This is a genomic window from Paenibacillus zanthoxyli JH29 (assembly GCF_000520715.1).
In the GTDB taxonomy this organism is placed as follows: domain Bacteria; phylum Bacillota; class Bacilli; order Paenibacillales; family Paenibacillaceae; genus Paenibacillus_AQ; species Paenibacillus_AQ zanthoxyli.
This window is the reverse complement of the sequence record NZ_ASSD01000133.1, coordinates 1-10,658: the sequence shown is the minus strand read 5'-3', so window position 1 is coordinate 10,658 and position 10,658 is coordinate 1. Positions and strand designations below refer to the sequence as shown.

General features: G+C 48.0%; 12 protein-coding genes and 1 pseudogene. 8 read left to right on the top strand and 5 right to left on the bottom strand.

The genetic code is table 11. From position 1 onward, the window contains the following. The 5 genes and pseudogenes from L691_RS0105450 to L691_RS0105430 form a co-directional block, all read left to right on the top strand. Positions 1-295: pseudogene (locus tag L691_RS0105450) on the top strand (hypothetical protein); the annotation flags it as partial. 234 nt (positions 296-529) lie between these two features. Continuing rightward, entirely contained in the window at positions 530-1,267 is a 738-nt protein-coding gene (locus L691_RS0105445) for an SDR family NAD(P)-dependent oxidoreductase (RefSeq protein WP_025689254.1), read from the top strand. Positions 1,268-1,518: 251 nt separating this feature from the next. Then, complete coding sequence (locus L691_RS0105440) at positions 1,519-2,607, top strand: zinc-dependent alcohol dehydrogenase (protein WP_084653857.1); 1,089 nt, start codon at positions 1,519-1,521, stop codon at positions 2,605-2,607. Between the two features lie 44 nt (positions 2,608-2,651). Then, positions 2,652-3,014, top strand: a complete 363-nt coding sequence (locus tag L691_RS0105435; RefSeq protein WP_156934174.1) for a VOC family protein — start codon at positions 2,652-2,654, stop codon at positions 3,012-3,014. Positions 3,015-3,119: 105 nt separating this feature from the next. Further along, entirely contained in the window at positions 3,120-4,532 is a 1,413-nt protein-coding gene (locus L691_RS0105430; protein WP_025689251.1) for an MFS transporter, read from the top strand. 23 nt (positions 4,533-4,555) lie between these two features. On the opposite strand, the gene L691_RS0105425 is transcribed toward L691_RS0105430, so the two are convergent. Continuing rightward, positions 4,556-5,362: a PaaX family transcriptional regulator C-terminal domain-containing protein gene (locus tag L691_RS0105425; RefSeq protein ID WP_025689250.1), complete on the bottom strand. Its 807-nt coding sequence runs from the start codon at positions 5,360-5,362 to the stop codon at positions 4,556-4,558. A gap of 199 nt (positions 5,363-5,561) precedes the next feature. Here L691_RS0105425 and L691_RS0105420 point away from each other — a divergent pair, with 199 nt between their 5' ends. The 3 genes from L691_RS0105420 to L691_RS0105410 all read left to right on the top strand — a co-directional run bounded on the left by L691_RS0105420 (position 5,562) and on the right by L691_RS0105410 (position 7,587). After that, complete coding sequence (locus L691_RS0105420; protein ID WP_025689249.1) at positions 5,562-6,698, top strand: MFS transporter; 1,137 nt, start codon at positions 5,562-5,564, stop codon at positions 6,696-6,698. A gap of 39 nt (positions 6,699-6,737) precedes the next feature. Next, a complete protein-coding gene (locus L691_RS0105415; protein WP_051459306.1) occupies positions 6,738-7,139 on the top strand; it encodes a MerR family transcriptional regulator in 402 nt (133 codons plus the stop codon). Positions 7,140-7,254: 115 nt separating this feature from the next. Further along, positions 7,255-7,587 (top strand): EthD domain-containing protein, encoded by a 333-nt coding sequence (locus L691_RS0105410; protein ID WP_025689247.1) that lies wholly within the window; start codon positions 7,255-7,257, stop codon positions 7,585-7,587. A gap of 461 nt (positions 7,588-8,048) precedes the next feature. On the opposite strand, the gene L691_RS34190 is transcribed toward L691_RS0105410, so the two are convergent. From L691_RS34190 to L691_RS27925, 4 genes are all read right to left on the bottom strand, one after another. After that, entirely contained in the window at positions 8,049-8,114 is a 66-nt protein-coding gene (locus L691_RS34190) for a hypothetical protein (protein ID WP_408634734.1), read from the bottom strand. Beyond that, positions 8,099-8,308 (bottom strand): hypothetical protein, encoded by a 210-nt coding sequence (locus L691_RS33385; protein ID WP_232229104.1) that lies wholly within the window; start codon positions 8,306-8,308, stop codon positions 8,099-8,101. The genes L691_RS34190 and L691_RS33385 overlap by 16 nt, the downstream gene beginning before the upstream one ends. A 40-nt stretch (positions 8,309-8,348) precedes the next feature. Beyond that, complete coding sequence (locus L691_RS0105400; RefSeq protein WP_156934172.1) at positions 8,349-8,738, bottom strand: hypothetical protein; 390 nt, start codon at positions 8,736-8,738, stop codon at positions 8,349-8,351. A gap of 793 nt (positions 8,739-9,531) precedes the next feature. Further along, a complete protein-coding gene (locus L691_RS27925) occupies positions 9,532-10,128 on the bottom strand; it encodes an oxidoreductase (RefSeq protein ID WP_232229105.1) in 597 nt (198 codons plus the stop codon). Positions 10,129-10,658 lie beyond the last annotated feature (530 nt).

Below are 10,658 nucleotides of genomic sequence, written 5' to 3'. Positions count from 1 at the left end.
ATTTATTGAGCAGTATTCGTTCTCGCCTTACATTTACGAGGATGTGAAGCAGGCTGTCTATACAGGCGGTTGGTGCGGGCCTATGAACAAGTTATACGAAGAAGCAATTCAGCAGAAGTTGTTTATCCCGCTGAATCCGAAAATGATGGTGCAGATGCATTACGGGACTTTTGTTTACATGTTGAAAGCCCATCTGCACGGTGTCTTCGAATTAACCACCGATAGCGTATACGAAGCAATCCGTTCCTGCTGGAATGCCGTACGTCTCATGGATAATGCGCTGACGGAACGATAGGCTCGATCGAACAAGCCTTTTTTATAATCACCTAGAACGAACGTTCAATCTTATTTCAGGGAGATGGGTTACGATAAATATATAAGATGGATTTGATAAAAAATAGAATGAACATTCGTTTTGGTCGATCTGTGTTAATGAAGTAGTGGCTCAAAAAAAACTAAGGTTGGAATTTTCGTCATCAGATTAGAAGGGACGCTTAATCATAAATAAAAATATCTGGAGGTTTTGAAAATGAAAAACAAGGTAGCCTTAGTGATAGGTGCAACAAGTGGTATAGGTAAATCGACTGCAGTGATATTAGCATCTAAGGGAGCTAAGGTTGTCATCGCTGCCCGCCGTGAAGAAAAGGGACAACAAGTTGTTGAAGAAATTCGCGCTCTGGGCGGAGAAGCCGTTTTCTTGAAGCTGGATGTTGCGAATGAAGAAAGCATACGCGATGGCATTCAGTGGATCGTTGATCAATATGGAAGGTTGGATTTAGCGGTAAATAGCGCAGGGATAAGTAAAACACCTGCTTCTTTAGTTGATACCGATACAAAGGATCTCCAAGATGCGTTTCAGACGAATGTTATAGGCTTGTTTGCCTGTATGAAATACGAAGTACAACAAATGTTGAAAACAGGAGGTGGAGCTATTGTGAATGTTTCCTCCATTGCTGGAATTAGACCTACCAATCTTTCTAGTGCTTATAGTGCATCGAAATTCGCTGTTGAGGCTTTAACTAAAGTAGCTGCCAAAGAAATGGCCAGTCAGAATATTCGAATTAATTCCATCGCACCCGGCCCAACCAAATCGGAAATTACGGAAGGTCTTGGCGATGCAATGATTGAAAAATTTTCACAAATAATTCCGATGAAAAGAATCGCTGAAACAGAAGAAATTGCAAAAGGCATTGTTTTCCTACTCTCAGAAGAAGCATCTTTCACAATTGGCACAACATTAGTTATGGACGGCGGCTTTATTATTTAAGCTGTTTTAATCAAAATCATTGAGATTTGGATCCGCGCCCTGCGCGGTTCTTTTTTTATAGGATACCAGTTCATGTCCTTCGGCAGTATGAGAAGAGGTTGTGTTATGTACATAAATCGATGGTAGACCACGCTTAGTAATAACGCTGACGTGTCTCATAAGTATAATATAAATATTTACTTTCGCATTTTGTTATGTTATATTTCTTCCTAACGCCGGCGTTTGCATTTTTTTAAAGGAGGAAATTGCCTATGAGCAACACGATGAAGGCATGGCAGATCAAAGGATTCGGCAGCGGATTACAGCTCAAGGAAGTTCCGAAGCCGGAAGTACGTCCGGGAAGTGTGCTGGTCCGAATCGAAGCTTCGTCGCTGATGTCGTATCTGAAAGAATATGTCGAAGGCAAGCTCCCGACCTATTTGCCACCGAAAGGGTGGTTCACTCCCGGAGGGAATGGCTTCGGGGTTATCGAGGCCGTCGGTCCCGACGTGTGGCATTTGAAGCCTGGGCAGCGTGTCATTCTATCCTCGCATCTGGTCTCCGGCGAGAACGTGCCCGAAAAAGGGCAAATTTTGATCGGCGTCACCCATTTCGGCGGCATAGGCGAACAAATGCAGGCTGACTGGGCCGACGGCACCCTTGCCGAATATGCGCTGTTCCCGGTCATGGCGGTCACTCCTGTACAAGGATTGGACCCTATTGCTCCGGAGCAGTTCGCTGTCTTCAGCCGCTGCGTCGTACCGTACGGCGGACTCGTGCGAGGCCGATTGGCGGCGGGTGAAACGGTTGTTGTCACCGGCGCGACCGGGGCTTACGGAACGGCAGCGGTGCTCGTGGCACTGGCCATGGGAGCAGGCAAAGTGGTCGCAGCCGGTCGCAACAAAACGTCGCTCGAGATGCTGGCACAAGCTGCCGGCAGCCGGGTTGTAGCTGTGTCGCTGAGCGGCGACGTCCGGAAGGACAGTGAAGCCCTGCGCGAAGCGGCGGGGGGCGGAGCCGACATGGCCTTCGATATAGTGGGCCAGGCCGGAGACCCGAATGCGACGCTGGCGGCACTCGGGAGCCTGCGGCAGCGTGGCCGGCTCGTGCTGATGGGCAGCATGACCTCGCCTTTGCCTGTGAACTACATGCAAATGATGTTCAACAACCTGGAGATCATCGGCCACTTCATGTACGACGCCGACGCCCATCTCAAGCTGCTGAATTTGCTGAGAAGCGGACAGCTTGATATGAGCCCGATCGCCGCGAAAGTATATTCGCTCAAAGATTTGCCGGAAGCGATGGAAGCCGCCGCGGCGGCAAGCAATCTCGAATGCGTCGTTATACGCCACGATATGTAATTTACACGATTAGAAATTTATTGGAGAGGATGAATGTTATGCTCGTGACGGACCGAATACTTCGCCTTTATACCGACAAAGAGAAATTCGACAGCATGATCGTCTTCTACGAGAATATTCAAGGCACTGCCTGCGAGATGCGCTTCGATATTGCCGAACTAGACATCAAGGGCGCCAAAATCGGCGGCGTTCTTATTTTGTCCGGCGACAAGGAGTCGCTTGACCCGGTTCGCGACATTCAGGCTATCTTTTACGTCGATTCCCTCGACGAGTTCGAGCCTTGGCTGAAGGAGAACGGGGCAGTAATTTTGCACGGCCCGCACTCGAACGCGTTCGGCAAAAACATGATGGTTCGGAATCCCGACGGACTGATGGTGGAGTATTTCGAGGCCAAAACCGACAACTGACCTTTCTCGAAGTTTGCCGCAACGCGCGCCTCTCCGGGTACGCGCTGCGAGCATTTTTGGCCCCGAAGTCTTGCCCCGAAATGAGAGGAAGAGGGTGAGAGATACATGAATGACCAACTCGCGGCTTTTAATTTAAACAATCGCGTAAAGATGGCTTCAACCGTCAGAAAAACGACCGGCATTGTCGCTATGGCAGCATTGCTGAATCCCCTTAACTCGTCGATGATCTCGGTTGCGCTTCTGAAAATCGCCTTCTATTATCAGATTTCGATCGCGCAGACGTCCTGGCTGATTTTAGGTTATTTCCTGATGACGGCCATCGGCCAGCCGGTTATGGGCAAGCTTGCCGATCTGTACGGGCCCCGCCGCATTTTCAACACCGGGCTCGTTTTCGTTGCCTTGTTCAGCCTGCTTTCCGTGTGGGCGCCGTCGTTCGGATGGCTGGTAGCCCTGCGCATTTTGCAGGCGTTCAGCAATACGGCGTTATTTCCGGCAGGGATGGCGCTGCTCCAGGCTTCTGCGGCCGTAGCCGGGACGAATAACGGGAAAATTCCCGTTTCGGCTACGGGGATGATTTCCTTCACGAACAACATTACTGCGGCGCTCGGCCCGGTCATCGGGGGGGTTCTTGTGTATTTCATCGATTGGCGATCTATTTTCTGGATTAACGTGCCGATTGTAATGCTGATCATGACGTTATTCCACCTTTGGATTCCCCGAGAACAATCCTCGGCCGCCGCTGACCGGAGTGTGGCGTCCTGGCGGAGCCAGCTTGATATTCCGGGCATTCTGCTTTTTAGCAGCTCGCTTTTCGGATTCATGTACTTTCTGCAGTCCATGAAGAGCGGCCCGCTTTGGTGGATGCTTATCACTGCCGCGATTCTGTTTGGCGCGCTGGTCGGCCACGAATTGCGCAGGGAGAACCCGTTTATCAATGTCAGGCTGCTGAAGTCTGATTTGAAACTATTGATGGTATATGTGCAGTACGCAGGGACAAGTTTTGTTTATTACTGCATCTTGTATGGATTGCCTTTGTGGCTGCAGCAGCTGCGGGGATACTCGGCGAAGGAGTCGGGGCTTATTCTGCTGCCGCTGCTGGTGTCCGGAATTGTGGCGACGCAAGCGGCGGTTCCCATCGTTTCCCGCTATACGTACAGAAGATCGATCGTCATCGGGTATATGATTCTGATCCTAGGCGCAGCACTGCTGCTGCTCGTAAAATCGGATACCGGATTGAAATGGCTGCTGGCCGTTCTCGCTATACTTGGCATCCCGAACGGCCTTGCCAATGTTGGATGGCAGACAGCTCTGTTCACGCTTGCCAAACCGGGGGAGACAGGCGCGGCGTCCGGGCTGTTCCTTACCTTCCGTTCTTTAGGGAGCATTTTGGCGACGAGCCTTATCGGCACCGTCTTCAGCGGCAAGGCGACGACGGGTAGTCTTCATGAAATCGCCGCCGTCATTTTTGCAGCAAGTCTCGTCATGGCCGCGGTGAGCTTCAGCCGCAAGCTTGTTTGACAGCTTAAGTAGTCATTGTACTATTAGTCTGTCGACACGATCAGGGAATACAGCTCTTTGTCGCTTTGGAGTAGGGGAGCGAGCTTATGGTCGATATAAAAATGATACAATTCCCGAGCCTTCCGCATTTTCCAATCGTCCGGCAGCAACTCTTTCGGCAGGAATGGGTCTTCCAGCAAAATTTCACCGAACGCCTCTCCGGCCTCCAAAATGAGCAGCAGGACATCCCACGGCATAAGCTCCCCGCTGTTCTCCATGAAAGCCGACGATTCTTTGATCTTGTCGTTGATCCAGCCGATAAACCAAGCGTATTTTTCATTCAGCTCCTGGACGGGCCAAATCCGTTCCGCGTCGATCGCCGTGATCGGACCGTAACGCAGATCGCCGATTGCGGTGCGGATCCATAATGCGTCCACGCCGCACTGCGCGGCCAACTCGAGCACGGCGTTCTCGCGATTGAACGGGCATACGAAGACGCCGTCGAATAGGAGCCCGTAACCGATTTGCATAAGCTCGCGGCGGAACGAATTCCGCATCGAACGATGCTGCTCGGGAATGCTGAACATGATGAAATGCCAGCGCCCGTCCCACGATGTATCCATGCCGGAAAATTTCAGCTGAAGACTCTCGATGACCCGGGCGCCTGCTTCCGCCAAATTATATTTCCGGTCTTCGGCCACGATGTAGCCTTTCTTCTTTAAGGAAGAGAGCGTATTGCGAATAACCTGTTCGGATTTGCCGCGACCCTTGAAAATCCGAATAAACTCGGAGGTCGAAATTGCTCGCCGATGCAGGAGCATGTACAGGATTTGTTTTTCTAAGGACAGCATAAAAGCACCTCGATCCCTATGGCATTCGCCCTTCATTATAAAGATAACGGTAAAGGGAAGCAAACCATTATATAATAAAAATATTCCCTTTCACATCGTTTTAAGTTATATTTTGCTGGGATATCACAGACGTGAGTCGGATGTCCCTGTGAGAGAATAAGCAGCAATCCTTTTGAACAAAGAAAGGAGAGAACCGGGAATGAAGAGAATCTTAAGCCTATATTTTCTGATTGCATTCGTAATAGGTACGGATACGTTTCTGGTGTCGCCGCTGCTGCCGACGCTTCGGCAGCAGTTTCATATCAGCGTCGAAGCATCGGGTTGGATGATCGGGGCGTATGCACTGGGATATGCCTTGTTCGCTCTTATAGCGGGGCCGGTTTCGGACGGTTTGAACCGGAAAAAGATCATGCTATTTGGCATCCTCGGTTTTGCGGTTTCTACCTTCCTGTGTGGCTTGGCGTGGAACTTTTGGTCGATGTTTGCGTTTCGGGCGCTGGCCGGTATTTTTGCGGCATTTACGTCTCCGCAGGTGTGGGCGACGATCCCAGTTCTAGTTCCCGCCCCGAAGGTGACGAAATCGATGGGCATTGTATCGGCCGGTTTCGCCGTCTCGCAGACGGTCGGCGTGCCGATTGGCAGCTATTTGGCCGCGCATTCCTGGAAGATGCCGTTTTTTATTATCGGGGGAATCGCTTTTGTACTGTTCGTGTTGATATTATGGAACGTCCCCCAATTTAAGCCAGCGGCTTATGGCAGACAGCCTTCCATACTGGATCGTTACGCCGAGCTGCTCGGCATGAACGGGGCAAAAGGGTCCTATCTGGCCTTTTTTGCGATTTTGACGGGCGTCTTCGCCGTTTTCACGTTTATCGGCAACTGGCTCTCGGACAAGTTCGGGATGAATGTGTCGGAGATCGGTCATGTGTTTATTTTCATGGGCCTTGGCAACTTGATCGGCAGTTTTATCGGCGGCCATGCGGCGGCGAGACTCGGCGAGCGAACCGTACTGATAGGGGGGATCGGCATGCTGGCAGTACTTTATTTGCTGCTCAACCTCGCAGCGTCGCCGCTGCTGGTGCATCTGTGCTTCTTCGTCTTGTATCTAGTCTTCGGGACCGTTTTCCCGATCATGATGGCGCTGTTCCAGACGCTATCCTCCACTGCCCGTGGGACAATCGCAGCGCTATCGAACGTGGTCAACTACGCCGCAACGACAGTCGGGGCCTATTTCGCCGGAATTTTATACGCGCAGTTGAACGGATTTTTCGGCGTGACGGTCTTTGCGGTACTGTGCTGCGCGGTATCCATCGGGCTGTGGGCTAAAGTCAACTAAAAAACCTAAAAAAATCTGCTTAGAGTTGGAGGTTTGGAAATGATGATGTATTCCGTGAGTCAGATTTCACAAATGAGCGGTTTACCTGCGTCTACGATAAGATTTTACGAAAAGGAAGGAATTATCCCAAACGCAAATCGCAATACGAGCGGAAGAAGGCAATATTCAGATGAAGACTTATTATTACTGGAATTAGTGATTTGTTTGAAGGACACGGGTATGAGGGTTGATGAAATTAAAAAATACACCCATCTAATCGTGCAAGGAAATGAAACAATAGGGCAAAGAAGAGAAATTTTGCTGGCACATAAAAAGAACGTTGAACAACAATTGATGCGGATTAGAGAGAATTTGGAACAATTGAATCAAAAAATTGCGGTTTATGATGGATTAGTTACAGCTGAAAAAAATCTTGATAAACTCAAAAATTTAAGTTTCTAATACCTTGACTTAAACTTAACTTTAAGTTGTATCGTATAGGTAACAACTAAGGGGTTATTTCCTTGAGTTTTGACATATTCGCACAATACTTGAGAAAATGGAAGGTGAAGAACTGATGTTCACGATGATGACTGTAATTCGGAAGAAACCTGAGATTTCAACCGAAGATTTTCGGCACTTTATGGAATTTGACTACGGACCGACCTATGTAGGGCTTCCCGAGACGAGGGAGTACATCCAGCACTACCTATCGGACGTTATGACCGATGGAGCAGAGCTTCCAATCGACGCGATCGTCCAGATCAGCTTCGATTCTAAGGTAGAGATGATGAAGGCTTTACAGGCCGACAGCTACAAGAAGGCCGCCAAGATGCGTGAGAAGTACATGAAGGAAACCTCGGTAGGTATTCACTCCGCGATCGTTGAGAAGACGCTGAAGTTGGTCTAGCTGAATATGATCTTTTACGAGGCTTCGGAAAATCGATTGCACAGGCCTTAGGAAGCTGGTCACATTTGTATTCTGACTACTGCTGCCACTATGAATGCGGATATTTTACTCTTAGCGTTAGCCCGGGGAAATTCTTCCCCGGTTTTTTGCTTAGCTTTGTTAATCAATTGCTCGGGATGGCCAGGAGAGTTCTTCCTTTAGGCTCCCGACGATTAATGCAAAGGACGACAAACAAGCCCCAATTCGGTGGTAATCGGGGGACAACCTACCGATTCCGCTTATGTAGACGACGGTATCCGGATGTCCGCAGGAAGGCTTGAGGACCAGGGTAACAGCGCATCCAGCGCCTGTACATCCACTGGATTATGCAATTGGGGCAACTGCTCCAATACATACTCAGATACTCATATGGCTTTATCTCGTTTTCTTTTGTCGTTTCGATCAGGCTGTACGTGATGGTGCTAGATTTTGCCCCCTAGGTGTGTTCCAAATAGCCAATTTTTTCTTCCAATTACAAAGGACTTGATCGCCGGTTCGCTCCGGTTGTTGTCCAGATCCAGCCGCCCTTCACGAACACCATCAACTTCTCCCATTGGGCCGTACTGGATGGATTAACCCAGCTTGCTCTTGGGCAATACCCGGTTGTGCTGGCTTCGCAGCCGCTCCTGGAACGCTCCCAGCACAGGGATGCTGTGCTCCATCCGCAGCTTTTGCCACTCATCCGGTTCCTCTTCCTGCCACTGCTGCTCAAGGGTGAATAGTCAGTTGTAGAAGTCTAGCCCCTCCTGAGCCTTGGTTCCTTCTGAGGCTGCTCCATTGCATCCGTGACTCCTTCGTGCATGCGCCCAACTGCCCACCAGCGTTTCATAGGCATGAAAATGATCCCTCTCCACAAGCAGCGTATGCTCGGTCAAGATCGGCGTCGCGATGCTTTCTCGTTCACATGTGCGGCATCCGTACTGCAACTGCACCCGGTTGAGCACCTTCACCTGAGTATCAGTTCCCGGCGAGTCTGGCTGCACATTTCGTGCAGTTTGTTTCCACAGTAGGGGCAGATTTGCTCCGACTCCGCAAGACGGTACTCCACCGTTTCCTCCAGGCAGTCCGGCCGCAGGATGAGCTCGGGTCTGTGTCAGAGACAAACCATCCAACAGATGGGCGATCTCCCCGTTCATGAGTCTTTTTTCAAAGCAAGTAAAGTTTCTTCTTTAAAGACTCTCTGCTTGTCCTCATCCGCAGCAGCGAGCGCGTACGTGGATTTGTTCTCTTTCGGTTGAATTTAAGCGCTGAATGGCATGATGTAAGTCTTCTTGTGCCTCTTCAAAGACAGTAGAGGACGGGAAAATGTTGATCGTGAGGTGTAAGTCATGATTCTCATCCAGTGGCTTTGTATAATAGAAGTATCGATCTACTTTTCTGAAAAAATCTCGACTGGCATGATAAAGGCAGGCGTGAACGTAGCGGATAAATAATCCCTTTTCAAATCTATACCCATCTTTGACTCATGATAAATGCTAAACATCGCCTCTCGTATTGAAGTGGGATTCATTAAAAACAACTTTAGATAAAAAATAGATAGATATTCCTATAGATATAAAAAAACATCCTGCCTCTGTTGTTGAATATGCCGATTTCTAGTCGAGCATTTCAATGTAAAGGAAGGATGCCAGAAATTGTTGATTTTCACAAATGTATTTTTGAGGGATTATGCAGTGAAAATTAAATACTTATATTATTGGAATAATTGAGTGTTACAGTTAGGTTTATATCGCTCAGTATACTGATTTGTTTGAAGAAAAAGTCCAGATAGCAAGACGGCCTTGCTCTTCCATTCGGAGAGGCTGGAAAACTTAAACTCATTTCTCAGGAGCAATTTACCGAGCGTGATACCTCCACAGATACCACCTAATAAGCCTATGTGATTTTTATCTTTTGCTAAAATAGTCAATTCGTAAGTTCAGTGGGATTTACAACGCTGCCTTCCGGATCAGTCGGGTCCCAGGATGGATAATCTGTATAGCCCTTTGAGCCTGGCGTATAGATGGTTTCATAGTCAGGCTGAGAGAGAGGGGCATCTTGAGCCAACCGTAAAGGCAAATCAGGATTGGAAATAAACATCCGGCCGAATCCAATAAGGTCCATAGTACCCGCCTCAATTCCAGTTGCATATTCATCGGCCGTAAGACTTCCTTCGGCAAGAATTTTTCCTTTGAAGTCATTTCTGATCTTTCGATATATTTCGGATTGTTTTAAGTCATTGAACCAAAGATGCAAGAAGAGCAAATCGCCTCGGGCATTTAATTCTTTAATTATATAACTGTACTTTTCATCGATATCAGCTTCTTCAATTTCACCGATCGTGAATCCCGGCGTCAGTTTGATTGCGACAAACTCAGGACCGCGAACCGCACACACTGCATCCACTACTTCGAGCATGAATCGCGCTCGGTTTTCCGGAGAAGCGCCATATCGGTCAGTTCGCTGATTAACATTGGTTGATAGAAATTGATCTGCTGCTAAAAAAACAGTTCTGGTGTCCAGGTTTAGAGATAAATCTGTTTTATTATCAAAAGGAAAGGGCTGTAATATAGTGAATGTAGGTAATTTTGTGTCATTTATGTAGGAACATTTGTGTCACTGTACAATCAATGAAAAATCCCCCCGCAAATGTTCGTCATACATATGTACAAAATACGGGTTTTGTGAAGAAGTATTATGATAAACTATCGAGCGACGAGCTTTCAGTCTCTAATCATCATTGTTATCTTGTCTAACGACAGCAACTTGGTAACATGAATTCATGTTACCAAGTTGCTGTCGCAATTCTAATTTTGCAGCCCCTCATAATAAAGATAATGTAACTACGTTGCTGTCGCAAAAGTAGTTTGTTTATCATTATGTTACCAAGTTGCTGTCGTGAAACCACCTTCAATAATACCCTTCGTGAAAATATGGATGATTTCGTTATTAATATCTTTTATTATTTGTTAAGTCAATTCCTTGTTCAGTACTTAATATTAATATGACAACATTTTAGGCTCACTCTAAAAATTAGCGGTTGAAGTTTTCAA